Genomic DNA, 23915 nt, shown 5'->3' on the forward strand with positions numbered 1-23915 from the left:
CGTTCACACCCGCCGGGCGCAGCCCACCGGCTGCGCGCCGTTCAGCTGCACATACAGCGCGGTCGTCGCAGGGCACTGGGCGCGCTTGGCGACCGCCTTCACCACCTCGTACTGCGGTTTCTCCTTGCCGCTGCCGTCGCATGCCGTCTCGCGGACCTGCCCGCTGCCGGAGCCGTAGACGCAGTCGCCGACGATGGTGCGGGGGCCGCCCCCGCCGCCCGGGTCGCCGGGGTGCGGCGGCTCCAGATTGCGCATACAGGCGTAGCCCTGCGGGACCGAGCCGTCGCCGTCCTCGTCGGAGGACGGGCTCTGCCGGCTGATGTGCAGGACGAAGTCCGTGGTCGCCGGGCACAGCGGACCGTCGCCCACCTTGCCGTCGTAACGCGCCACGACCCGGGCCGCCGCCCGCTCGCTGGTGCACGGCACCTCGGTGAAGCTCGTCGAGCCGAACGAACTGCACTCGTCGACGGCGAGGAACACCGCCCCGTAGCCCGAGGGCTGGGTCGTGGTCGCTTTCGGCGTCGCGCCGGGCCGGTCGCCCTTGTCCGCCCCTGACTTCAGTACCTGGCAACCGGTCAGCAGGGCAGCGACCAGTACCAGCAGTGCGCAGACCACCCCCACGGAACTTCTCTCACGCATCGCGATCCCCCCGGGCACCTCCCCAGGTGACCCGCACCCAGCGTGACCCGCCGCAGCGGGCGCACGCCAGACGCGCGGGAGGCTTTGGGCCAGTTTGGGGTCGCACGCCGGGTGCGTGACGTATGCGCCCTACGCCCGGTGAAGCGGGTGCTGCACACACCGGGTTCTAGTACGACGGTTCGTACAGGAGTCAGTACGACAGCCCGTACCCGATGGGATACAGCACCGTCGCCGGATCGTCCGCCCGCTGCACCGGCACCGGCAGCCTCCCGCGCGGTGCCGCCCTGCCCGCGATCACCCGCGCGGCCGCCCGCAGCTCCACGTCGGTCCATGAGTACGACGCCAAGTGGGCGGAGGTGGAGGGGAGTTGGGCCACATCGTAGGGATTGCGGATCGCGATCGCCACGACCGGCCGCCCGGTCGCCGCCAGCTGCTCGACCAGCGTCCGCTGCGAGCTGCTAGCGCTGACGTTGTAGGTGCCCACGACCACCGCGTCCGCGTCCTGCGCCGCCGCGACGGCCGTGGCGATGGTGGCCGCGGAGGGTGCCGTGCCCGTGGAGAGGGCGGTGGCGGTGAAGCCCAGTTCGGTGAGGGCGGTCGCGAGGACGCCGGTGGGCGGTCCCGTCGTACCGGACGGGGAGGCCGGGTCGGCGCCGACGACCAGGACCTTCCGGTAGGCGCGCCGGGACAGTGGCAGCAGGCCCGCCTTGTTGACCAGCAGCGTCGTCGTGCGCTCGGCGATGCGGTCGGCGGTCGCGAGGTGTGCGTCCGTGCCCACCGTGCGGTCGACGCCGCTGTGGCTGACATAGGGGTCGTCGAAGAGCCGCAGCCTGGCCTTGAGCCTGAGGATGCGCAGGATCGACTCGTCGAGGCGGGATTCGGTGAGCTCCCCGTCCTCCACGGCCTTGAGGACGGCGTTCCACGCTGTGGCGAGGTCGGGCGGGTTGAGGAGCTGGTCGACGCCGGCCTTGAGCGCGAGCACGGGGACGCGGTCGTCGCCGTACTTGGTCCGCACACCCTGCATGCCGAGCGAGTCCGTCACCACCACCCCGTCGTAGCCGAGCTCCTCGCGCAGGATGCCGGTGAGGATCGGGTGGGAGAGGGTGGCCGGGTCGCCGGAGTCGTCGAGGGCCGGGAACTGGATGTGCGCGGTCATGATCGAGTCGATGCCGGCCCTGATCGCCGCCCGGAAGGGGACGGCGTCCAGCTTCTCCCACAGCTCCCTGCTGTGGGTGATGACCGGGAAGCCGTAGTGACTGTCGACGGCGGTGTCGCCGTGTCCCGGGAAGTGCTTGGCGGTCGCGGCGACCGAGGACCCCTGATACCCGGCGACCTCGGCGGCGACCAGGCCGGCCACCGCGTCCGGGTCGGCGCCGAAGGAACGGACGCCGATGACCGGGTTGGCCGGGTTGATGTTCACGTCGGCGTCGGGGGAGTAGTCCTGGTTGATGCCGATCGCACGCAGTTCGGCGCCGGAGACACGGCCGAGGGTGCGGGCGTCTCGGCGGGAGCCGCCGGCGCCCATGGCCATGGCGCCCGGGAAGAGGGTGGCGGGCCTGCCGACGCGGCAGACGATGCCGTGCTCCTGGTCGGTGGTGATGAGCACGGGCAGGCCGCGGGCCTGGGTGAGGGAGGCGCGCTGGATGCCGTTCGACAGATCGGCGATCTGATGTGGATCCCGGGTGTTGTGCGCCCAGGTGAAGTAGATGATCCCGCCCACGCGGTACTCGGCGATCAGCTCGGCGGCCGTGCGGACGCCGATCTCCTTGAGGTTGGCGTCGATGTCGGCCTGGTCGGGGTCGGTGGCGGAGTAGCCGTAGACCCGCATGACGAAGAGCTGGCCGACCTTTTCCGGCAGGGTCATACGGGAGATCAGGGAGCGGAGCTTCTTGTCGTCGGGGGTGCCGGCGTGGGCGGTGGTGGTGCCGAGTGCCAGGGCCGCGGTGGCGCCCGCGGTGGCGGCGAGGACGGTACGTCTGGAGGGCACGTGCGCTCCTTCCGGAGGTGATCCGCTGAAGGAAACTTCCGTGAGGGAAGCAATATCCGGGAAGTTTCTGCCAGTCAAGGGAGCGCGCACGGCGGGGGCTTGGGCGGGCTTGGGGCAGGCCCTGGGCGAGAGGGGCCGCCATCGGCGCTGTTGGAGGGGGGCGCGCCGATGGCGGCGTGCTGCCGGCCGCAGTACGGCGGAGAGGGTAAGTCAGCGATCGCAGCCAGCAGCGAGGGCCGACACCGCACAGCGGAGACTCATCCGGCAGCTTGCGGGTTGGACGAACCGTATTCGGGGCGGGTTCCCGCGTTCCCCGCGATTCCCGGAAGTCGGTGCCCGAGGGTTGAAAGGGGCGGGTGTGCCGCGATGGCCGGTCACTGCTCCTGCAGAGTGCGTACGGTCTCTGCGATCTCCGGACGACGGGCGGCTCCTTTGCGCCACGGGGTGACGGGAAGTGGTCCATCCCGTGGACGTCCCGGCGCCGGAGGCGGCTGTCGTCCGATCATGACGGCATGACCGCAGTCGCGATCCCCGGTTCCAAGTCCATCACCGCCCGCGCCCTCTTCCTGGCCGCGGCGGCCGACGGTGTCACCACCCTCGTACGCCCGCTCCGCTCGGACGACACCGAGGGCTTCGCGGAGGGGCTGGTACGGCTCGGCTACCGAGTCGGCCGGACGCCGGACGCGTGGCAGGTGGACGGCCGCCCGCAGGGACCTTCGGCGACCGAGGCGGACGTGTACTGCCGGGACGGCGCGACGACGGCCCGTTTTCTGCCGACGCTGGTGGCGGCCGGGCACGGTACGTACCGCTTCGACGCATCGCCGCAGATGAGGCGCCGCCCGCTGCTCCCGCTGACGCGCGCCCTGCGCGACCTGGGCGTGGACCTGCGGCACGAGGAGGCGGAGGGCCACCACCCGCTGACGGTGCGGGCGGCGGGCGTCGAGGGCGGGGAGGTGGTCCTGGACGCGGGCCAGTCCTCGCAGTACCTGACGGCGTTGCTGCTGCTGGGCCCGCTGACGCGGACCGGGCTGCGGATCCGGGTCACCGACCTCGTCTCCGTCCCGTACGTGGAGATCACGATCGCGATGATGCGGGCGTTCGGGGTGGAGGTGGAGCGGGACGGCGATGTGTTCGTGGTGCCGCCGGGTGGCTACCGGGCCACGACCTACGCGATCGAGCCGGACGCTTCCACGTCGAGCTACTTCTTCGCGGCGGCGGCGGTGACGCCGGGCGGCGAGGTGACGGTGCCGGGGCTGGGCGCGGGGGCGCTGCAGGGCGACCTCGGCTTTGTCGACGTACTGCGGAGGATGGGGGCGGAGGTGTCGGTGGGGCCGGATGCCACGACCGTCCGGGGCACGGGCGAACTCCGTGGCCTGACGGTCAACATGCGGGACATCTCGGACACCATGCCGACGCTGGCGGCGATCGCGCCGTTCGCGTCCGGGCCGGTGCGGATCGAGGACGTGGCGAACACCCGGGTGAAGGAGTGCGACCGCCTGGAGGCCTGCGCGGAGAACCTGCGGCGGCTGGGGGTGGAGGTGTCGACGGGCCCGGACTGGATCGAGATCCGCCCGGGCGTGGCTTCTGGGAACGGGAACGGGAACGGGAACGCTGCGGAGATCAAGTCGTACGGCGACCACCGCATCGTGATGTCGTTCGCGGTCACCGGGCTGCGGGTGCTGGGCATTTCGTTCGACGACCCGGGGTGCGTACGGAAGACTTTCCCGGGTTTCCACGAGGCGTTCGCGGGGCTGCGGGGGCGGCTGCTGTAGGGGGTGCCGAGGGCTGATGAGGTCGGCGCGTACATCGACGCACAGCTCGCCCGCGCGGCAACGGGACGGCCGACGCCGTACGCCCAGGTGCCGGCCGCGACCGGACGGGCGGTTGCGGGACTCGGTGATCTTCTCGATCACGGCGGGGGAGTGGCCGGAGTGCCGGGGGCGGCTGGAGCAGCGCGTGGCGAGGTTCGCGGTCCCGAGGGCCACTTCCGAACGTCGGAGTGCGGAGCCCGAAATTGCCCCGCACCCCGGTGTTCGGCAAGCATCGGGCGCATGACCTCGCGCTTCCTCATCCTCCACGGCTGGCAGAACCACCGTCCCGAGGCCCACTGGCAGCACTGGCTCGCCGACCGCCTCACCGAGCTCGGCCACCACGTCACCTACCCCCAGCTCCCCGACCCCGACGACCCGAGCCTCGAGGTCTGGCTGTCGGAACTGACCCGGCACCTGGACGGTCTGCGGGGCGAAGGCGAGCGTGTCGTCCTCGCCCACAGCGCCTCCGCCGTCCTCTGGCTGCACGCCGTGTCGCGCGGGCTGGTGAAGGACGGCGCCGTCGACCGGGTGCTGCTGGTCGCCCCGCCGTCCGCCTCCGTGCTCGTACGGCATCCGGAGGTCGCCGAATTCGCCCCGCCCGCCCTCGACTTCACCCTCCCCGCAGCCACCCGTCTCGTCGCCGGAGACGACGACCAGTACTGCCCGGAAGGCGCGCGGGAGGTCTTCGGCGCCCCCCTCGGCATCCCCACCGACCTCCTCCCCGGCGCCGCCCACCTCGACCTGGACGCCGGCTACGGCTCCTGGCCCGCCGTACTGGAGTGGTGTCTGGACGAGGCGGCGACGATCACGGCTCGTCCGGCGTAGCGCCCGCGCCGTTCCGCAGTTCCGGGGTGCTCGCGCTCACGGACAGCACCGCGAGCAGACACAGCAGACCCCCGGTGACCAGGGCCGTCGCCCCCGATGTCCAGCCGGCGACCAGACCGCCGCGCAGATTGCCGATGTTGGGCCCGGCCTGGCCGACGATCTGCTCGGCCGACGTCACCCGGCCCAGCAGCGAGTCGGGGGTGCGGGTCTGCACGATGGTGCTGCGCGCGACCACGGAGGCGTTGTCCGCGGCACCGGCCACGACCAGACAGGCCAGTCCGGCCCAGGGATCGGTCATCAGGCCGAACGCGGCCAGCGCGACACCCCACGTCCCGGCGCCCCACAGCATCACCAGTCCGGGGCGGCCGAGTCGGGTGACCGCCCCGGAGAACACCGAGGACACGATGCCGCCGACGGAGATCGCGGAGAGGAACAGCCCCAGCGTGCGTGGGGTGCCGCCGAAGCGTTCCGCGTTGACCAGCGGGAACAGGCTGACCGGCATCGACAGGACGGTGGCGGCCAGGTCGGTGATCAGCGCACCGCGCACCACCCGGTGCCCCGACAGGAAGCGCAGCCCGTCCAGGATGCCGTGCAGCCCGGCCCGCGACGGCTCGCCCTCGGGCGGCAGCGCGGGCAGCCCGAAGGCGCCGTAGAAGGCGATCACGAAGGTGAGTGCGTCCGCCAGGTAGCAGAAGCCGACGCCCGCCCAGCCGATCAGCAGACCGCCCAGGGCCGGCCCGACGAGCATCATCGTCGTGAACGACATCATGTTGAGCGCCAGGCCGGCCGCCACCTGGTCCTTCGGCAGCAGCCGCGGTACGAACACGCCCGCCGCCGGACCGCCCACCGCGCCGAAGCCCGACTGCGCGGCGACCAGCACCAGCACGACGGCCACCGGCACCCGGCCGGTGAAGCCCTGGAGCGCCAGCAGCAGTGAACAGGCCGCCTGGGCCACGGTGTTGAAGAGGAAGATACGGCGCCGGTCGCCCCGGTCCACCCACGCACCCGCGAGCAGCCCCACGACGACCGTCGGCAGCGCACCCGCCAGACCCACCGCGCCGGTCCACACGGTGCTGTGCGTGACGTCCCAGACCTGGTACATGACGGTCACCATCGTCATGAACGTGCCGAGCACGGACACGGTCCGCCCGATCAGCAGCCGCCGGAAGAGGGCCGACGTCCGCAGCGGCCGCACGTCGACGAACGTACGGCTGAGGGTCATGAGGGCATGACGGGACACGGTGCGGGCTGCGGTGGCATGGCGGGACGCTATACGGCGGTCGGCGCTCCCGGCGACCGAATTACCGACTGTCCGTCGATTGTGATGCCGCCCCGGAGGGGCGCATCACCAGGGGCGCGGGGAACTGCGCGACCAGCCACAACGGCCCCGCAGACGCCAACGCCCCATCGCGCCCCGCGGCGCAGCCGCAGACCGGCACCCCCAAGCCGAGCGCTACGCGCACTCGTTGAGCAGCCGCCCCAAGTGCTCCCGCCCCGCCGCCAGCAGCTCCGGCAGCGGCGCAGCCTCCTCGTACCAGCGCTTCTCGTACTCCCAGCACAGCCAGCCGTCCCAGCCGTGCCGCGAGAGGACCTCCACGCACTCGGTGAGCGGCAGGACTCCGGCGCCGAGCGGCAGCGGGGTCGTGTCGTCGGCGGAGGCGATGTCCTTGACCTGGACGTAGCCGAGGTACGGGGAGAGCGCCGCGTACGACTCCGCGGGCTGTTCGCCGCCCAGCCAGGTGTGCATGACGTCCCAGAGGGCGCCGACATGGCGGTGGCCGACGCGGCCGAGGATGCGGATCGCGTCGGCGGCCCTGCGGTGCGAGTCGTGGGTCTCCAGCAGGATGCGTACGCCGAGGTCGGCGGCGTACTCCGCGGCCGTGCCCAGCCGTCGCGCGGCCGTCGCGTCGGCGCGCTCGGTGCTCTGCTCGTGGCCGCCGCCGGGGAAGACCCGGATGTACGGGGCGCCGAGGTCGCGGGCGAGGCCCAGCAGGCTCCGGATCTCCTCGATGACGGGGCCGTCGTCCCCCGGTGCCGCCACCCGGGCGTACCCCGCGAGGCCCAGGATCTCGATGCCGCCCGCCTTGAACTCGGCGGCCACGTCTGCCCGCCCGGCGAGGTCGATGCCGGGGTGGACCGGCTCCTCCGGGTGTGCGCGCAGCTCGACACCGTGGTAGCCGTGGGTGGCCGCGAGCCGGATCACGTCCGGGATGGGCAGGCCGGGGACGCCGAGGGTGGAGAACGCCAGTCTCATGTCCCTACTGTCACTCGGGGGTGCCGTGCAGGTCCAGGCGCCAGTCCTGGCCGTTCAGGTCCTTTCCGAAAGACCGGTGCGGTTTCTCACCGACGAGCACGAAGCCGTGGCGCCGGTAGATGCGGCGGGCGGCGGTCAGCACGTCATTGGTCCACAGGACGAGGTCGCGGTAGCCGACACCGCGCGCGAAGTCGATGACGGCCGTGGTGAGCCGGTCGCCGATACCGAGCCCGCGCGCCTCCGGCTCGACCAGCAGCAGCCGCAGCCGGGCCGTGGCGGGCGCCTCGTCCCGTACGCACATCACGCACCCCATGGGACGCCCGTCCAGCTCGGCGATCCACACCCGCTCCAGATGCGGATCGTGGTCCTCGGCGAAGTCGGCGACGATACGGGCCACCAGCCCCTCGTAGTCCGCGTTCCAGCCGAACTCGGACGCGTACAGGGCGGCGTTGCGTTGCACGATCCAGCCCAGGTCGCCCGGGCCGGGCTCGCGAAGGACGACGTCCTCGCGGCGGGGCGCGCGGCCGTCGGAGAGGATCTCGCGGACGGTGAGCATCGCCTCCGCGAGGCGCGGCCGGTCGGCGGAGGGCACGGTGGACAGCAGCGCGCCCACCGATTCGTTCGCACGCTCGGCGAGCAGGTCGGCGGTCTCGCGGCCGCGGGGCGTGAGCGAGACGCGGCGGCGGCGGGGATCGCGGGCGGACGGCGTGCGCTCGATCAGGCCGTCCTCCTCGAACTTGTTCAGGATCCGGCTCAAGTACCCGGCGTCCAGGGAGAGTTCGGCCCGCAGGTCCGCCGCGTCCGTACGCGGGGAGTGCGCGAGTTCGTACAGGACGCGGGACTCGGTGAGGGTGTACGGGGCGTACAGCCGGCGGCTGTAGTCGAGGGCGCCGATGACGTTCGTGTAGAAGCGGTTGAAGGTGCGGATGTCCTGGACGGTCATGAGTGTCGCCCCCCGGGTGGTCGACTCCGATACGTGACTCAGATATCTGACTCAGTCAGAGATACCGTCGGGTTCGAGATTAGGACACCCGCACTCCCCGGGCTACCCCCCGGCTACCGAGGCACCCCCGACGACCCCCGAACCATCAGCTCCCCCCGAACCGTCGCCATCCCACCCGGCGGCGGCTCCTCCCGCCCCATGGCGATCCGCCCCGCCCGGGCCCCCGCCTCCGCGAGCGGCAACCGCACCGTCGTCAGCGCAGGCACCGCATCGACGCTGAACGGCAGATCGTCGAACCCGGCGACCGACACGTCCTCGGGAATCCGCAGCCCGGACTCCCGCAGCGCCGCACACGCGCCCAGCGCGACGGAGTCGTTCGCCGCGACCACCGCCGTAAGAGAGGGATCCCGGCGGAGCAGCTCCAGCGTCGCCTCGTACCCGGACGTGCGGTCGTACCGCCCCCACACCGTCCACCGGGGATCCTCCTCGATCCCCGCCGCGGCCAGCGCCGCCCGGTGTCCCTCAAGACGGTGCCGCGTCGTCGTCCGCTCCTCCGGCCCCGCGATATAGCCCAGCCGCCGGTGTCCAAGGCCGATCAGGTGCTCGGTCAGCCGCTGCCCGCCCCCGCGGTTGTCGAAGGCCAGGGCGATTGCCCCGGTGTCCGGCGACGGCGGCCGCCCGCACAGCACCACCCGCGTCCCCGCGTCCGTCAGCTTCCGCAGCTTCGAGGCAACCGCCGCCGCATGCGGCGCGTCCTCCATGGCGCCGCCGGTCAGTACGACCGCCGCCGCCCGCTGCCGCTGCAGGAGGGTCAGATACGTCAGCTCACGCTCCGGCGAACCCCCCGTGTTGCAGACGACCGCCAGCCGCTCACCGCCCGCCCGGCCACCGGGCCCTCCGATCTCCGCCTGGATCGCGCTCGCCATGATCCCGAAGAAGGGGTCGGCGATGTCGTTGACGAGGATCCCGACCAGATCGGAAGTCGCCGCCGCCAGCGCGCTCGCCGGCCCGTTCAGCACATAGTCCAGCTCGTCGACCGCCTTCAGCACCCGCTCACGGGTGGAGGCGGCCACGGGGTAGTTCCCGTTCAGCACGCGCGACACCGTCGCGGGCGAGACCTGCGCGCGGGCCGCCACGTCCGCCAGGGTCACCGTCATTTCGTCGTCCTCCGGTCGCGCATATCGGCGCGCATCTCGTCGCGCATCTTTCGTACCTCGTTGTACGTCCGCACTTCGGCGTACGTCCTCGTAGACAGCCGCCCCGGGCCTCTGGTTCCGAGCACGTCGAGCAGACCTTACGGCCAGAACCCCCCACTGTTCGTCCCCTCGAACAACTCGAAGCGGTCACGGTCTTGTCCGGACCACTGGTCAGAGGCTAGCTTCTCCTTGTATAGAAAGCGCTTGCTGTGACGCTCATCAGTAGGGCCGACGCGGCGCACACCACCCGCGTACAACGCTGAGTACGACGCCTGCGAAGGGAATGACGTGACACGCAAGACGGTGCGTATCGCCATGAACGGCGTGACCGGGCGCATGGGCTACCGCCAGCACCTGGTCCGCTCCATCCTGGCCATCCGCGAACAGGGCGGCCTCGACCTCGGCGACGGCACGGTGCTGTGGCCGGAGCCGGTCCTGGTCGGCCGCCGCGAGCATGCGCTGCGCGCGCTCGCCGAGCAGCACGGCCTGGACCCGGAGAACATCTCGACCGACGTCGACGCGGTCCTCGCCGACCCGGCCGTCGACATCTACTTCGACGCCCAGGTGACCTCGGCCCGCGAGGAGGCGATCAAGAAGGCGATCGCGGCGGGCAAGCACATCTACACCGAGAAGCCGACGGCCACCGGTCTGGAAGGCGCACTGGAGCTGGCCCGCCTCGCGGGCGACGCGGGCATCAAGCACGGCGTCGTCCAGGACAAGCTCTTCCTCCCCGGCCTGCTCAAGCTCAAGCGCCTCATCGACGGCGGCTTCTTCGGCCGGATCCTGTCCATCCGCGGCGAGTTCGGCTACTGGGTCTTCGAGGGCGACTGGCAGACCGCCCAGCGCCCCTCCTGGAACTACCGTGCCGAGGACGGCGGCGGCATCGTCGTCGACATGTTCCCGCACTGGGAGTACGTCCTGCACGAGCTGTTCGGGCGGGTCAAGTCCGTGCAGGCTCTCACCGCCACCCACATCCCGCAGCGCTGGGACGAGAACGACAAGCCGTACGACGCCACCGCCGACGACGCCGCCTACGGCATCTTCGAGCTCGACGGCGGCGCGATCGCCCAGATCAACTCCAGCTGGGCCGTCCGCGTCAACCGCGACGAGCTGGTGGAGTTCCAGGTCGACGGGACGGATGGCTCGGCCGTCGCCGGCCTGCGCAACTGCCGTGTCCAGCACCGCAGCATGACCCCCAAGCCGGTCTGGAATCCCGACATCCCGGCCACCTACTCCTTCCGCGACCAGTGGCAGGAGATCCCGGACAACGAGGACTTCGACAACGGCTTCAAGGCCCAGTGGGAGCTGTTCCTCAAGCACGTCTACGCCGACGCCCCCTACCACTGGGACCTCCTCGCCGGCGCCCGCGGCGTCCAGCTCGCCGAGCTGGGCCTGAAGTCCTCGGCCGAGGGCCTCCGTATCGACGTACCGGAGATCTCGCTGTGACCATCCGACTCCCCGACTTCAAGGGCGGGTTCAGGGCGTACGAGCCCCGGACCGAGCCCCTGGCGGTGACCCCCGGCACCCCCTTCACCTCTCGTACGGTCTTCTCGGCGGCCCATGTCGTCGCCGACCCGTACGCGGACGTGTCGCCCGACTCGCCCGCCGCCGTCGACTGGGACGCCACCCTCGCCTTCCGCCGCCACCTGTGGTCCCACGGGCTCGGCGTCGCGGAGGCGATGGACACGGCCCAGCGCGGCATGGGCCTGGACTGGGCGGGCGCGGCCGAGCTGATCCGCCGCAGCGCGGCCGAGGCGAAGTCGGTCGGCGGCCGTATCGCCTGCGGTGTCGGCACCGACCAGATCGCCTCCGGGTCTCTCGTGGAGGTCCGGGCGGCCTACGAGGAGCAGCTCGCCCTGGTGGAGGAATCGGGCGCGCAGGCCATCCTGATGGCGTCCCGGGCGCTGGCCGCGGCGGCCTCCGGGCCGGAGGACTACCTGGAGGTCTACGGCCACCTCCTGCGCCAGTCCGCCGACCCGGTGATCCTGCACTGGCTCGGCCCGATGTTCGACCCGGCGCTGGAGGGCTACTGGGGGTCGAGCGACCTCGACGCGGCCACGGATGTCTTTTTGGACGTCATCGCCGCCCACCCCGACAAGGTGGACGGCATCAAGGTGTCGCTGCTGGACGCGCAGCGGGAGATCGACCTCCGTCGCCGACTCCCCGACGGGGTCCGCTGCTACACGGGCGACGACTTCAACTACCCCGAGCTGATCGCCGGCGACGAGCAGGGCTTCAGCCACGCCCTGCTCGGCATCTTCGACCCGCTGGGCCCGCTGGCGGCCGAGGCGGTACGGGTCCTGGACACGGGTGATGCGGCGGGCTTCCGGGAGCTGCTGGACCCGACCGTCGAACTCTCCCGGCACCTCTTCCAGACCCCGACCCGCTTCTACAAGACGGGCGTGGTGTTCCTGGCCTGGCTGGCCGGCCACCAGTCGCACTTCACGATGGTCGGCGGCCTCCAGTCGGCCCGCTCCCTTCCGCACTTCGCCCGCGCCTACGAACTCGCCGACGGCCTGGGCCTGTTCCCGGACCCGAAGCTGGCGGAGGAACGGATGAAGAACCTGCTCGCCCTGTACGGAGTGAACCAGTGAGCGCTCTCGGAGACCTTGGGGACCTGTCCCGCTTCTCCATCAACCAGATGACGGTGAAGCAGCTGTCGATGCCCGAACTGGTCGACGGCTGCCTGGAGTTGGGCATCCCGGGCGTGGGCCTGTGGCGTGCACCGGTCCAGTCGTACGGTCTCGACGCGACCGCCAAGCTGGTCCGTGACGCGGGCCTGACGGTCACGACCCTGTGCCGTGGCGGCTTCTTCACGGCGATCGACCCGGCCGAGCGCGCCGCCGCCCTGGACGACAACCGGCGCGCGATCGTCGAGGCGGCCACCCTGGGCACCGACACCCTGGTGCTGGTCTCGGGTGGTCTGCCGGCCGGCTCGAAGGACCTGCACGGCGCACGGGAACGGATCGCGGACGCACTCGGCGAGCTGGGCCCGTACGCCGAGCAGCACGGCGTCCGCCTGGCCATCGAGCCGCTCCACCCCATGTACGCCGCCGACCGCTGCGTGGTCTCGACACTCACCCAGGCGCTCGACCTCGCGGAACGCTTCCCGGCCCACCAGGTCGGCGTCACCGTCGACACGTACCACATCTGGTGGGACGACAACGCGCCCGCGCAGATCGCCCGCGCGGGCGCGGGCGGCCGTATCCACACCTTCCAGCTCGCCGACTGGACCACGCCGCTGCCCGAGGGCGTGCTCAACGGCCGGGGGCAGATCGGGGACGGCTCGATCGACATGCGGGAGTGGAAGGGATACGTCGAGGCCGCCGGCTACACCGGGCCCATCGAGGTCGAGCTGTTCAACGACGGCCTGTGGGCGCGGGACGGCCGCGAGGTGCTGGCCGAGACGGCCCGTCGCTTCGTGCAGCACGCGGGCGGACCGCAATTGAGGAATTCTCTGTGAACGCATGTATTGCTGCCGTCGCGGTCATTGCACACGCACCGCCCGGTGCAGCGCCTCGGCCGCCAACTGCATGGCTGCGTCCTGGGCGGCCCGGCCGAGCAGATCCGTGCGGATGGGGCCGCCGCCGGCCAGATGGCGGTCGTAGGGCAGGACGACGACGGGTACGCCCGTCTCCTTGAGGTGTGCGGTGGCCGCCTTCACGTCCAGGATCATGTCGGGCGAGCTCGCGGTGAGGGCCACCACGGTCGTCGAGAGCGCGGAATGCGGCAACTGCCCCAGCCAGTCGAGGACTTGCCGCGTCGCGCCGACGCCCTCCGCGGTCGTCGGCGCGACGACCACCCGGGCATGGGCGGTGTCCATCGCCGTACGGGCGACCTCGCCGGGCAGGGTCTCGCAGTCGACGACCGTCACGGAGAAGTAGCGCCGCAGCGCGAGGGTCACGGTGCGGTACGTCCGTACGTCCAAGGGGGCGCCGACCTGCCCCTGGCTCGCCGGCAGCAGCCAGCCGCCGTCTGCCACGGGCACCAAGTACCCGGTCACATGGGTCAGTTGCATGGCCGGCGTCAGAATCCGGGCGAGGTCGGCGCACGACCAGCGCACCGACTCCGCGCCCATCCGCACCGGAAGCGTGCCCAGCGCTGCGTCCGCTTCGAGCGTGAGCACCGGGTCGTGCCGGTAGTGGTTGAAGGTGCGGCCGAGCAGCGCGGCGACGGTCGACTTGCCGACGCCCCCGCGGATGGAGGTCACGGCGATGACCCGCCCGGTGGTCACCGGCTGCTGCAACTCCCGGGCGATCCGCGTCTGTTCGACCACGTCCTGCGAGACGGAGGTGGCGAGGCGGCGGAGGGTACGGCCGGTGCGGTGGGCGAGCGAGTCGCCGTGGTGGGGGCGGCCCAGGGCGAGGGCGAGACGGGGGTCGAGCGTGGGGAGCGTTTCGGGGGTGAGGGAGGGAGCGGCAGGGGGTGTGGGTCTGGCGACGGCTGGTACGGGCGGCGGGGTGGGGCCGGCCGAGGGACCCGTCTGCCCCGTACCGGGGGCCGCCTGTCCGAGCCGGCGCAGCACATCGGGCTGCCAGTCGCCGCCGTGGCCCTGCCGCTCCTGTCCCTGCTCCTGTTCCCCGTGAGCCATGCCGTCCCGTCTCCTAAGCGAAGGTGCCGAGCAGCCGCCCGTACACGCCGAAGACCCCGATGAGCAGCGGAAGCAGGGCGATGACACCGGCGGACTCGAGCAGGTCGCCCGCCCGCCGCAGCCGCACCCGTACCTGCTCGGGGGGCTGTACGACGAGCGCGGCGAGCGGCACTACGGCCAGCGCCACGAGCACGATCAGGGCCGGCCCCGGGCCACCGGACCGCTCCACCCACACCGCCAACAGCCGTACGGCCAGCAGGGCGGCGCCCACCAGCAGCACCACAACCTCGGCGACCAGCGGAAAAGCCCGCGCCCGCAGGGCCACGACCACCGCAGTGACGAAGGCGAGCAGCACGGTCCACACGGTGGGCGCACGCAGCGCCCACACCCCCGCCGAAGTCGCGGACACGGCAATGGCGACCGTGGCGAGGACCAGCCCGCGATGGGCGGCCGCCAGCGCCGCGGACACCTGGTAGCGGCTCACCGAAACCCCGCCGGCCCGCCGGTCGTCGAGCCCGGACAGCCCTGAAGCCGTGAGCGCGAGCCGCGGCAGCACACCGAGGGCGACGACGGAGACGACGGCCAGCACCGCGCCCACCCGGGCCTGCTGCCCTGCCGTCCCGGCTCCCGACTGCACGGCGACAACGCCCTCCCAGCCCAGCACGGTGACGGCGACCGTCCCCGCGCCGACCAGCCCGGCGCGTCCCAACCGGGTGAAGAGCCCCAGCAGTACGAGCGTGCCGGCACCCACCGCGGACAGCGCAGCCGCGTGCAGCGCGCCGGACCACCGGTGGTCATCGGCGAAGGTGGAAGCCCCGAGTGCACCGAGCACCCCGGCTGTGCAGAGCAGCGTGCCGACGATCGCGCCCTGCCGCCCGCCACGCCCCAACAGGGCCCCGGCAAGGGCAGCGACGACGGCCACGACGAGCAGCACACCTGCGACGACGGAGGCGTCGTAGGCACCCTGCGCGAACACCCCGGCCGTACCGGCCCAGCCCACCGTCGCCAGCCCGGCGACGACGCGCCGCGCTCCGGGCCCCCACCGCCACGTCCCATTGGCCGCCGCACGACTCAAGGCCCCCGCAGACATCACATGTTCGAACTTATCACCGGGCGGGGGAGGGGACGGATGGCGCGGAACCTCCGGCGGAAGGCTGCACGGAACCTCCCTGAAAAATTCTGAAGACGCCGTACAACCCTCTCGGCACCCCGCGGGTCGTACTTGGCATCAGGACTTCTCGGAGGGGGATCTGGGGGGATCGCGGGGGTTCTGATGTCGGAGGGGAAAAGCCGAGGGGGCCCGGTCGACGGACTGGGCCCCCTCGAATTTTGTGTGTCACATCTTCCGGAAGTGTCACGTCTCTAGAAGAACACCCCACAGTGCAGCAGCACGTTCGCGTACGGCCGTGCCTCTCCCGTCCGTACGACCAGCCGCACTCCCGCCGACAGCTCCTTCAGCCGCTCGTGCGACACCAGCTCCAGCTTGGGAAAGCGGCCGTCCAGCAGCGACGATGCCGCCGGATTGGCTTCGCGTACCTCCGTCGCCGCCGTGGCCCCCTCCACCACCAGCTCGGCCAGCAGACCGTCCACCACCTCGGCGAAGGACGGCACGCCGGCCCGGAACGCCAGGTCCACGACCCGCGGCCCCTCCGGTATCGGCATGCCCGCATCGCACACCAGCACCCCGTCCCCGTGGCCCAGTTCGGCGAGCGCGCCCGAGAGATGGCGGTTCAGGATTCCCGCCTTCTTCACAGGGCTTCGACCTCCTCTGCCGTCGGGAACGACACCTGCGCACCCTCCTTGGTGACGGCGGCCGCGCCGACCCGGGCCGCATACGCCGCGGCCTCCGCAAGGGACGCCCCCGCACCCAGCCGGAACGCCAGCGCCGCCGTGAACGCGTCGCCCGCACCCGTCGTGTCCACCGCGTCCACCTTCACCGAAGGCACCCGCGTCACACCGGCCGAGGAAGCCACCAGCGCCCCCTCCGCGCCCAGGGTGACCACCACCGAACGCGGGCCCTTGGCGAGCAGCAGCCGCGCCCAGTCCTCCGGGCGGTCGGAGACATAGGCGTCGCCGAGGACCACCTTCGCCTCGTGCTCGTTGACGATCAGCGGGTCGCAGGCCGCCAGCACCTCGGGCGGCAACGGCCGCGGCGGGGAGGGGTTGAGCACGAAGCGGCTGTCGGGGGACAGGCTCCGTACCACCTCCACCACCGTCTCCAGCGGGATCTCCAGCTGTACGGAGACCACCCGCGAGCAGTGGAAGAGGCTCGCGGCGGCCCGGACATCCCCCGGCGCCAGCCGGCCGTTCGCACCCGGTGACACCACGATGCTGTTGTCCCCGGAGGGATCGACGGTGATCAGCGCCACCCCCGTCGGCGCCCCGCCCACCAGCACACCGACCGTGTCGACGCCGGCCGCCCGCTGCGAGTCGAGCAGCAGCCGGCCGTACGCATCGTCGCCGACCCGGGCCAGCAGGACCGTACGGGCCCCGAGGCGGGCGGCGGCGACCGCCTGGTTCGCGCCCTTGCCGCCCGGGTGGACGGCCAGGTCGGAGCCGAGCACCGTCTCGCCGGCACCCGGCCGCCGCTCGACACCGATCACCAGATCGGCGTTGGCGGATCCCACGACCAGCAGGTCGTAGTCGTACATCAAATGACTCCCCTGAGAGATGACACCCGTTCCCGTCGTCGGCCGCCCGGTCAGCCGCTGAAGCCGGCCACGTTCTCCTTCGTGACCACCTTCACCGGCACCATCACCGACTTCGTGACCTTCTTGCCCTCGGCGACCTTCAGCGCGTTCTGTACCGCGATTCTGCCGAGTTCCGTCGGCTGCTGGGCCACGGACGCGTACAGAGTGCCCGCCTTGACGGCGCTGAGACCGTCCGCAGTGCCGTCGAAGCCGATGACCGCGACCGACTTGCCGGCCTTGCTGCCCAGGGCCTTGATGGCACCGAGCGCCATCTCGTCGTTCTCCGCGAAGACGCCGTCGATGTCGGGGTGGGCCTGCAAGAGGTTCGTCATCACGTCGAGGCCCTTGGTGCGGTCCCAGTCGGCGGGCTGCTCGGCGACGACCTTGATGCCCGGGTAGGCCTTGAGGCCCGCGGTGAAGCCCGCGCCGCGCTCGCGGCTGGCGGAGGCGCCCGCCTGGCCCTGCAGGACCACGATGGTGCCCCTGCCGCCGAGCCTGTCCGCGAGGGACTTGGCGGCGAGCCTGCCGCCGGTGACGTTGTCGGAGGCGACGAGCGCGGCGGTGTCCGCGTTGTTGACGGCGCGGTCGACGGCGACGAGGGGGATGCCCGACTTGTTCACGGCCTTCGCCGCCGGTGTCACCGCGTCGGAGTCCACCGCGTTGACGATGATCGTGCCGAGGCCCTCGCTGGTGAAGTTCTGCAGCTGGTTGGCCTGCTGGGAGGCGTCGTTCTGGGCGTCGGTGACCGTCAGGTCGACGCCCAGCTTCTTCGCCTCCTCCTGCGCTCCGGCGCGGATCTGCACGAAGAAGGGGTTGTTGAGGGTCGACAGGGCCAGACCGATCTTCTGGTCCTTCGCCGCCGACGAACCGCTGTGCAGGAAGGACATGGCGCCGACGACGGCTGCCGCGACCACGGCCGCGAGTACGTACGTCGCGGCCTGCCTGCCCCTGCCGTCGCCGGACGCACCGGCCGTCACCGGAGTTGCGCCGGCCTTGCGCCGCACCGTGTCGAGCAGCACCGCCAGCGCGATCACGACGCCGATGACGACCTGCTGCCAGAAAGCGGACACGGACAGCAGGTTGAGGCCGTTGCGCAGCACCGCCAGGATCAGCGCGCCGATCAGCGTGCCGGACGCCTTGCCCGTGCCACCGGCCAGCGAGGCGCCGCCGATGACGACCGCGGCGATGGCGTCCAGTTCGTAGCCCTGCGCGGCCTGCGGCTGCGCGGAGGACAGCCGGGCGGCGAGCACGATGCCCGCGGCCGCCGCGAACAGCCCGGAGAAGGCGTAGATCGCCAGCTTCTGCCTCTTCACCCGCAGGCCGGAGAGACGGGCCGCCTCCTCGTTGCCGCCGATCGCGTACATCGAGCGGCCGATGTACGTCCGGCCCAGCACGAACGCCGTGACGAGGCCCATCAGCACCATCACCAGGACCGGCACCGGCAGCCACCCGCCGAGCGTGTCACCGAGGTGCGAGACCGAGCCGGGGAAGGCGATGGGGGAGCCCTGCGAGATCACCAGCGACAGACCGCGGCCCACGGACAGCATGGCGAGCGTCGCGATGAACGGCGGCAGCTTGCCGTAGGAGATCAGGAAGCCGTTGACCAGGCCGCACGCGATGCCCGTCGCGATCGCCAGGACCACCGCCAGCGCGACCGGGACGCCTTGCGAAGTGGCGCTCCAGGCAAGGACGGTGGCGGACAGGGCGGCCACCGAGCCCACCGACAGGTCGATGCCCGCCGAGACGATCACGAAGGTCACGCCGAAGGCGAGGATGGCGGTGACGGCCGCCTGGACGCCGACGTTCAGGAGGTTGTCGGCCGTCATGAAGTCGCCGGACAACGCCGACATCGCGATGACGAGGACGATCAGCGCGGTCAGCGCGCCGTTGTCGAGCAGGAGGCGGCGCAGGCCGCCCGTGGCGCCACTCGCGCCCGTCGTGCTCTTGAGCGTGTCAGTGGCCACGGGTGGCCTCCGTTTCGGTCTTCTGGTGCGTGGGGTTGCTTACGGCGAGCGCCATCACGGCGTCCTGGGTGGCCTCGTCGGCCGCGAGCTCGCCCGCGATCCGGCCCTGGGCCATCACCAGCACCCGGTCGCTCATGCCGAGCACTTCCGGGAGATCGCTGGAGATCATCAGTACGGCCGCCCCGGCGGCCGTGAGTTCATTGATCAGCTGGTAGATCTCGACCTTGGCGCCGACGTCGATGCCGCGCGTCGGCTCGTCGAGGATCAGCACCTTGGTGTCCGCGAGGAGCCACTTGCCGATGACGACCTTCTGCTGGTTGCCGCCGGACAGCGTGCGCACGTGCTGCCAGAGCCCCGCCATCCGGACCCCGAGCTGGTCGGCGATCCGTGCGGCGGCCTCCCGCTGTCCCTTGAGATCGACGAGCCCCGCGCGCGTGGCCGACCGCAGCGTCACCAGGCCGAGGTTCTCCTCGACCGACGCGTCCAGCACCAGGCCCTGGCCCTTGCGGTCCTCGGGGATCAGCCCGATGCCGGCGGCCATGGCGGCGTTGACATCGCCCCGCCGCACCTCGGCCCCGGCGACCTTCACGGCGCCCTTGTCGTACGGATCGGCGCCGAACACGGCCCGCACGACCTCCGTACGGCCGGCTCCGACGAGCCCCGCGATGCCGACGACCTCACCGGCGTGCACCTGGAAACTGACGTCGTGGAAGACGCCGTCGCGCGTGAGTCCCTCGACCGTGAGCAACGCGGCGCCGGCGTCGGCCCGTTCGCGCGGGTACTGCTGATCGATGGAGCGGCCCACCATGAGGCGTACGAGCTCGTCCTCGGGGGTGACGGCGGGGACCTGCCCGACGGACTTCCCGTCGCGGATGACGGTGACACGGTCGCCGAGGGCGGCGATCTCCTCCAGGTGATGCGTGATGAAGACGATCCCGACGCCGTCCTCGCGCAGCTTGCGCACGATCGCGAAGAGCTTCTCGACCTCCTCGGAGGTGAGCACGGCGGTCGGCTCGTCCATGATCAGCACGCGCGCGTCCAGACTCAGCGCCTTGGCGATCTCGACCATCTGCAGGCGCGCGATGCCGAGTTCGCGTACACGCGCGCGTGGCGACACGTTCACGCCCACGCGCGCGAGGAGGACTTCGGCCTCCGCCTCCATCGTCTTCCGGTCGATCATCCCGAAGCGGCGCGGCTGCCGTCCCAGGAAGATGTTCTCGGCGATCGTCAGATCGGGTACGAGGTTGAACTCCTGGTAGATGGTGGCGATCCCGAGGCGCTCGGAGTCCTGCGCACCATGGATGCGCACCTCCTCGCCGCCGACCAGGATCCGCCCGGCGTCGGGGGTGTGGGCCCCGGAGAGCATCTTGATCAGCGTGCTCTTGCCTGCGCCGTTCTCACCGAGCAGCACATGCACCTCGCCCCGGCGCAGGTCGAAGTCGACGCCGTCCAGCGCGACCACGCCCGGGAAGGTCTTCCGTATTCCCTCGATGCGCAGCAACTCGTCCGCGTTGCTCACGTCTGGCTCCTGTTCATTGCGGGGACGGCTCCGATGGCTCTCACGGGCTCTCACGAAGCCGCTGATTCGCCGCACGAGCGGCGTACAACGAGACGGGCGGCGAGGGTGACGGACCGCGGGGGCCGTCCCTCGATGCGGTCGACCAGGGCCCGTACGGCGGCCCGGCCCAGCTCGCCCGTGGGCTGGGCGATCGCGGTGATCGGCGGATCGGTGTGCACGAACCAGGGGATGTCGTCGAAGGCGGCCAGCGCGAGGTCCCGCGGAACACGCATCCCACGCGCGCGTACGGCGTCCAGCGCGCCGAGCGCCATCAGGTTGTCGGCGGCGAACACGGCCTCGGGCGGCTCGGGCAGGTCGAGGAAGCCCTCCATGGCCCGCCGCCCGCTCTCGGCCTGGAAGTCGCCCTGCCCGATGCAGGCCTCGGGGAGGGGGAGCCCGTACTCGGCCATGGCCTCCCGGAAGGCCTCGATGCGCTCGCTGCCGGTCGTGGTGGCGGCGGGCCCCGCGATGATCGCGAGCCGCCGGTGCCCCAACCGGTGCAGATGCGCGACGAGATCGCGGATCGCGGCCCGCCCGTCCGCACGCACCACCGGCACGTCGACGCCCGGGATCCACCGGTCCACGAACACCATCGGCGTCCCCCCGCGCGCGGCGTCCAGCATGAGGGGGGAGCCGCCGTCGGTGGGGGAGACCAGCAGCCCGTCGATACGGCGGTCCAGCAGGTTGCGTACGTGGTGGTCCTGCAGGTCGGGCCGCTCGTCGGCGTTGCCGATGATGACGCTGTAGCCGAGCGCGCGGGCCTCCTCCTCCACGGAGCGGGCCAGTTCGGTGAAGTAGGGGTTCATCACGTCGCTGATGACCAGGCCGAGGGTGTGGGTCTGGTCGGTGCGCAGGGAACGGGCGACGGCGTTCGGGCGGTAGCCCAGCGCCTCGACGGCGGCCAGCACGCGCGTGCGTGCGTCCGCGCTGACCGACGGATGGTCGTTCAGGACGCGCGACACCGTGGCGACGGACACACCCGCCTCGGCAGCGACGTCCTTGATGCTCGCCATCGCCGCTCCCACCTCCTCGTGGAATCGATTACACGACTTCGTGTACCGAGGATTGGAATCGATTACACATGGGTTGATCAAGCCCTCAACCACATCCCGAAACCGGATCGTGATGTCAGACCCCCGCTGTAGCGTCGGATCATGTCCAATCAGGCGGTGGTCGAAGGCGTACTGGAGCGGATCACGTACGCCAACGAGGAGAACGGGTACACGGTCGCCCGGGTCGACACCGGCAGAGGAGCCGGCGACCTTCTCACGGTCGTCGGCGCGCTGCTCGGTGCCCAGGTCGGTGAGTCCCTGCGCATGGAGGGCCGTTGGGGCTCTCACCCCCAGTACGGCAAGCAGTTCACCGTGGAGAACTACACGACGGTGCTCCCGGCCACCGTCCAGGGCATCCGCCGCTACCTCGGCTCGGGGCTGGTCAAAGGCATCGGGCCGGTCTTCGCCGACCGCATCACCCAGCACTTCGGCCTGGACACCCTGCAGATCATCGAGGAGGAGCCGAAGCGCCTCATCGAGGTCCCCGGTCTCGGCCCCAAGCGCACCAAGAAGATCGCCGACGCCTGGGAGGAGCAGAAGGCGATCAAGGAGGTCATGCTCTTCCTCCAGACCGTCGAGGTGTCCACCTCCATCGCCGTGCGCATCTACAAGAAGTACGGCGACGCCTCGATCTCCGTGGTCAAGAACCAGCCTTACCGCCTCGCGGCCGACGTCTGGGGCATCGGCTTCCTCACCGCCGACAAGATCGCCCAGTCCGTGGGCATCCCGCACGACAGCCCGGAGCGAGTGAAGGCAGGCCTGCAGTACGCGCTGTCGCAGGCCACCGACCAGGGCAACTGCTATCTCCCCGAGGAGCAGTTGATCGCCGACGCGGTGAAGCTGCTGCAGGTCGACACGGGCCTGGTCATCGAGTGCCTCGCCGAGCTCGCCCAGCCGCCCGAGGACGGCGAGGACCCCGGTGTCGTACGGGAGAAGGTGCCCGGCCCGGACGGCGGGGACCCGGTGACGGCCGTGTACCTGGTCCCCTTCCACCGTGCGGAACTCTCCCTGTCCGCCCAGCTGTTGCGCCTCCTGCGCACCGACGAGGACCGGATGCCCGGCTTCCACGAGGTGGCCTGGGACAAGGCGCTGTCCTGGCTGAAGGACCGTACGGGCGCGGACCTTGCGCCCGAGCAGGAGGCCGCCGTCAAGCTGGCGCTGACCAAGAAGGTCGCCGTGCTGACCGGCGGCCCCGGCTGCGGCAAGTCCTTCACGGTCCGCTCGATCGTGGAGCTGGCCCGCGCCAAGAAGGCGAGGGTGGTCCTGGCCGCCCCCACCGGGCGCGCCGCCAAGCGCCTGGCCGAGCTCACCGGCGCCGACGCCTCCACCGTCCACCGCTTGCTGGAGCTGAAGCCCGGCGGCGATGCGGCGTACGACAAGGACCGCCCGCTGGATGCCGACCTGGTGGTGGTCGACGAGGCCTCCATGCTGGACCTGCTGCTCGCCAACAAGCTGGTGAAGGCGGTCCCGCCGGGCGCCCATCTCCTCTTCGTCGGGGACGTCGACCAACTGCCCAGCGTCGGCGCCGGAGAAGTGCTCCGCGATCTGCTCGCCGACGGCAGCCCGATCCCCGCCGTGCGCCTCACGCGCGTGTTCCGCCAGGCCCAGCAGTCGGGCGTCGTGACGAACGCGCACCGGATCAACTCCGGTCAGCACCCGGTCACCGACGGCATGAAGGACTTCTTCCTCTTCGTCGAGGACGACACGGAGGAGGCCGGGCGGCTCACGGTGGATGTGGCGGCGCGTCGAATTCCGGCCAAGTTCGGGCTCGACCCGCGCCGGGACGTCCAGGTCCTCGCGCCCATGCACCGAGGACCCGCGGGCGCCGGAAACCTCAACGGCCTGCTCCAGCAGGCCATCACACCGGGCCGCCCCGACCTGCCCGAGAAGCGGTTCGGCGGCCGGGTCTTCCGCGTCGGCGACAAGGTCACCCAGATTCGCAACAATTACGAGAAGGGCAAGAACGGTGTCTTCAACGGCACTGTCGGCGTGGTCACCTCGCTCGACCCGGTCGACCAGCGCCTGACGGTGCTGACCGACGAGGACGAGGAGGTTCCGTACGAATTCGACGAACTGGACGAGCTGGCCCACGCATACGCGGTCACCATCCACCGTTCCCAGGGCAGTGAATATCCCGCTGTGGTGATCCCGGTCACCACCGGAGCCTGGATGATGCTTCAGCGGAACCTGCTGTACACGGCGGTGACCCGCGCCAAGAAGCTGGTCGTGCTCGTCGGTTCACGCAAGGCGATCGGCCAGGCGGTGCGCACGGTGTCGGCGGGACGACGCTGTACGGCACTCGACTTCCGGCTCTCCCCGAGACCCCTGTGAGAGTTCCTGTCACCCTTGCGGGAGTCCCCGTCACCCCTGTGCGGCCTCTTTGAGACAGGCATCACGAAAAATGA

Annotated in this window: 19 protein-coding genes and 1 pseudogene; 7 read left to right on the forward strand and 13 right to left on the reverse strand. The window is 71.3% G+C overall.

Translation table 11 applies throughout. The annotated features are described in order from the left end of the window. Positions 1–3 precede the first annotated feature (3 nt). Both P2Q00_RS15085 and P2Q00_RS15090 read right to left on the reverse strand, forming a co-directional pair. The gene (locus P2Q00_RS15085) at positions 4–639 is read right to left on the reverse strand and encodes a hypothetical protein (RefSeq protein ID WP_275772995.1); all 636 of its coding nucleotides are present in this window, start codon (positions 637–639) and stop codon (positions 4–6) included. A gap of 190 nt (positions 640–829) precedes the next feature. Further along, positions 830–2626 carry a glycoside hydrolase family 3 protein gene (locus P2Q00_RS15090; RefSeq protein WP_275772996.1) on the reverse strand — a complete coding sequence of 599 codons (1797 nt, stop codon included), beginning with the start codon at positions 2624–2626 and terminating at the stop codon, positions 830–832. 512 nt (positions 2627–3138) lie between these two features. Between P2Q00_RS15090 and aroA the strand changes: the two genes are divergently transcribed. From aroA to P2Q00_RS15105, 3 genes and pseudogenes are all read left to right on the forward strand, one after another. Beyond that, positions 3139–4398, forward strand: a complete 1260-nt coding sequence (gene aroA, locus P2Q00_RS15095; protein ID WP_275772997.1) for a 3-phosphoshikimate 1-carboxyvinyltransferase — start codon at positions 3139–3141, stop codon at positions 4396–4398. Between the two features lie 3 nt (positions 4399–4401). Continuing rightward, a pseudogene (locus tag P2Q00_RS51110) lies at positions 4402–4512 on the forward strand (GNAT family N-acetyltransferase); the annotation flags it as partial. Between the two features lie 165 nt (positions 4513–4677). After that, positions 4678–5262: an RBBP9/YdeN family alpha/beta hydrolase gene (locus P2Q00_RS15105; protein WP_275772998.1), complete on the forward strand. Its 585-nt coding sequence runs from the start codon at positions 4678–4680 to the stop codon at positions 5260–5262. Here P2Q00_RS15105 and P2Q00_RS15110 read toward each other — a convergent pair. The 4 genes from P2Q00_RS15110 to P2Q00_RS15125 form a co-directional block, all read right to left on the reverse strand. Further along, positions 5243–6484, reverse strand: a complete 1242-nt coding sequence (locus tag P2Q00_RS15110; RefSeq protein ID WP_275772999.1) for an MFS transporter — start codon at positions 6482–6484, stop codon at positions 5243–5245. The two genes, P2Q00_RS15105 and P2Q00_RS15110, sit on opposite strands and share 20 nt — an antisense overlap. A gap of 231 nt (positions 6485–6715) precedes the next feature. Then, complete coding sequence (locus P2Q00_RS15115; protein WP_275773000.1) at positions 6716–7516, reverse strand: sugar phosphate isomerase/epimerase family protein; 801 nt, start codon at positions 7514–7516, stop codon at positions 6716–6718. 10 nt (positions 7517–7526) lie between these two features. Further along, complete coding sequence (locus P2Q00_RS15120; RefSeq protein ID WP_275773001.1) at positions 7527–8459, reverse strand: bifunctional helix-turn-helix transcriptional regulator/GNAT family N-acetyltransferase; 933 nt, start codon at positions 8457–8459, stop codon at positions 7527–7529. Between the two features lie 113 nt (positions 8460–8572). Then, on the reverse strand, positions 8573–9616 hold the full coding sequence (locus P2Q00_RS15125; RefSeq protein WP_275773002.1) for a LacI family DNA-binding transcriptional regulator: 1044 nt from the start codon (positions 9614–9616) through the stop codon (positions 8573–8575). A gap of 327 nt (positions 9617–9943) precedes the next feature. Here P2Q00_RS15125 and P2Q00_RS15130 point away from each other — a divergent pair, with 327 nt between their 5' ends. From P2Q00_RS15130 to P2Q00_RS15140, 3 genes are read left to right on the forward strand one after another with little or no spacing between them, the layout of a single operon-like run. After that, positions 9944–11101, forward strand: a complete 1158-nt coding sequence (locus P2Q00_RS15130; RefSeq protein ID WP_275773003.1) for a Gfo/Idh/MocA family protein — start codon at positions 9944–9946, stop codon at positions 11099–11101. Then, positions 11098–12249 (forward strand): dihydrodipicolinate synthase family protein, encoded by a 1152-nt coding sequence (locus P2Q00_RS15135; protein WP_275773004.1) that lies wholly within the window; start codon positions 11098–11100, stop codon positions 12247–12249. Before P2Q00_RS15130 ends, P2Q00_RS15135 begins: the two co-directional genes overlap by 4 nt. Before the next feature lie 47 nt (positions 12250–12296). Continuing rightward, positions 12297–13118, forward strand: a complete 822-nt coding sequence (locus P2Q00_RS15140; RefSeq protein WP_275773179.1) for a sugar phosphate isomerase/epimerase family protein — start codon at positions 12297–12299, stop codon at positions 13116–13118. Between the two features lie 24 nt (positions 13119–13142). On the opposite strand, the gene P2Q00_RS15145 is transcribed toward P2Q00_RS15140, so the two are convergent. The 7 genes from P2Q00_RS15145 to P2Q00_RS15175 all read right to left on the reverse strand — a co-directional run bounded on the left by P2Q00_RS15145 (position 13143) and on the right by P2Q00_RS15175 (position 21471). Then, the gene (locus P2Q00_RS15145) at positions 13143–14246 is read right to left on the reverse strand and encodes a CpaE/TadZ family protein (RefSeq protein WP_275773005.1); all 1104 of its coding nucleotides are present in this window, start codon (positions 14244–14246) and stop codon (positions 13143–13145) included. Positions 14247–14259: 13 nt separating this feature from the next. Beyond that, a complete protein-coding gene (locus tag P2Q00_RS15150; protein ID WP_275773006.1) occupies positions 14260–15336 on the reverse strand; it encodes a type VII secretion integral membrane protein EccD in 1077 nt (358 codons plus the stop codon). Between the two features lie 272 nt (positions 15337–15608). Then, on the reverse strand, positions 15609–15998 hold the full coding sequence (rbsD, locus tag P2Q00_RS15155) for a D-ribose pyranase (protein WP_275773007.1): 390 nt from the start codon (positions 15996–15998) through the stop codon (positions 15609–15611). Next, positions 15995–16897 carry a ribokinase gene (locus P2Q00_RS15160; RefSeq protein ID WP_275773008.1) on the reverse strand — a complete coding sequence of 301 codons (903 nt, stop codon included), beginning with the start codon at positions 16895–16897 and terminating at the stop codon, positions 15995–15997. The genes rbsD and P2Q00_RS15160 overlap by 4 nt, the downstream gene beginning before the upstream one ends. A 50-nt stretch (positions 16898–16947) precedes the next feature. Continuing rightward, positions 16948–18900, reverse strand: coding sequence for an ABC transporter permease/substrate-binding protein (locus P2Q00_RS15165; protein ID WP_275773009.1), 1953 nt, complete (start codon positions 18898–18900; stop codon positions 16948–16950). Then, positions 18890–20419, reverse strand: a complete 1530-nt coding sequence (locus P2Q00_RS15170; RefSeq protein ID WP_275773010.1) for a sugar ABC transporter ATP-binding protein — start codon at positions 20417–20419, stop codon at positions 18890–18892. Before P2Q00_RS15170 ends, P2Q00_RS15165 begins: the two co-directional genes overlap by 11 nt. A 50-nt stretch (positions 20420–20469) precedes the next feature. Further along, on the reverse strand, positions 20470–21471 hold the full coding sequence (locus P2Q00_RS15175) for a LacI family DNA-binding transcriptional regulator (protein ID WP_275773011.1): 1002 nt from the start codon (positions 21469–21471) through the stop codon (positions 20470–20472). Positions 21472–21612: 141 nt separating this feature from the next. On the opposite strand from P2Q00_RS15175, the gene recD2 reads away from it, so the two are divergent. Further along, positions 21613–23841, forward strand: coding sequence for an SF1B family DNA helicase RecD2 (gene recD2, locus P2Q00_RS15180; RefSeq protein ID WP_275773012.1), 2229 nt, complete (start codon positions 21613–21615; stop codon positions 23839–23841). Positions 23842–23915 lie beyond the last annotated feature (74 nt).

This window comes from Streptomyces coacervatus (genome assembly GCF_029223485.1).
Classification (GTDB): domain Bacteria; phylum Actinomycetota; class Actinomycetes; order Streptomycetales; family Streptomycetaceae; genus Streptomyces; species Streptomyces coacervatus.

Excerpts from the sequence above, each read along its gene's own strand:
- recD2 (WP_275773012.1), top strand. The coding sequence starts at position 21,613 with ATGTCCAATCAGGCGGTGGTCGAAGGCGTACTGGAGCGGATCACGTAC.
- P2Q00_RS15175 (WP_275773011.1), bottom strand. The coding sequence starts at position 21,471 with ATGGCGAGCATCAAGGACGTCGCTGCCGAGGCGGGTGTGTCCGTCGCC.
- P2Q00_RS15120 (WP_275773001.1), bottom strand. The coding sequence starts at position 8,459 with ATGACCGTCCAGGACATCCGCACCTTCAACCGCTTCTACACGAACGTC.
- P2Q00_RS15150 (WP_275773006.1), bottom strand. The coding sequence starts at position 15,336 with ATGTCTGCGGGGGCCTTGAGTCGTGCGGCGGCCAATGGGACGTGGCGG.
- P2Q00_RS15125 (WP_275773002.1), bottom strand. The coding sequence starts at position 9,616 with ATGACGGTGACCCTGGCGGACGTGGCGGCCCGCGCGCAGGTCTCGCCC.
- P2Q00_RS15115 (WP_275773000.1), bottom strand. The coding sequence starts at position 7,516 with ATGAGACTGGCGTTCTCCACCCTCGGCGTCCCCGGCCTGCCCATCCCG.
- P2Q00_RS15085 (WP_275772995.1), bottom strand. The coding sequence starts at position 639 with ATGCGTGAGAGAAGTTCCGTGGGGGTGGTCTGCGCACTGCTGGTACTG.
- P2Q00_RS15140 (WP_275773179.1), top strand. The coding sequence starts at position 12,297 with ATGACGGTGAAGCAGCTGTCGATGCCCGAACTGGTCGACGGCTGCCTG.
- P2Q00_RS15110 (WP_275772999.1), bottom strand. The coding sequence starts at position 6,484 with ATGACCCTCAGCCGTACGTTCGTCGACGTGCGGCCGCTGCGGACGTCG.
- P2Q00_RS15145 (WP_275773005.1), bottom strand. The coding sequence starts at position 14,246 with ATGGCTCACGGGGAACAGGAGCAGGGACAGGAGCGGCAGGGCCACGGC.
- P2Q00_RS15105 (WP_275772998.1), top strand. The coding sequence starts at position 4,678 with ATGACCTCGCGCTTCCTCATCCTCCACGGCTGGCAGAACCACCGTCCC.
- P2Q00_RS15160 (WP_275773008.1), bottom strand. The coding sequence starts at position 16,897 with ATGTACGACTACGACCTGCTGGTCGTGGGATCCGCCAACGCCGATCTG.
- aroA (WP_275772997.1), top strand. The coding sequence starts at position 3,139 with ATGACCGCAGTCGCGATCCCCGGTTCCAAGTCCATCACCGCCCGCGCC.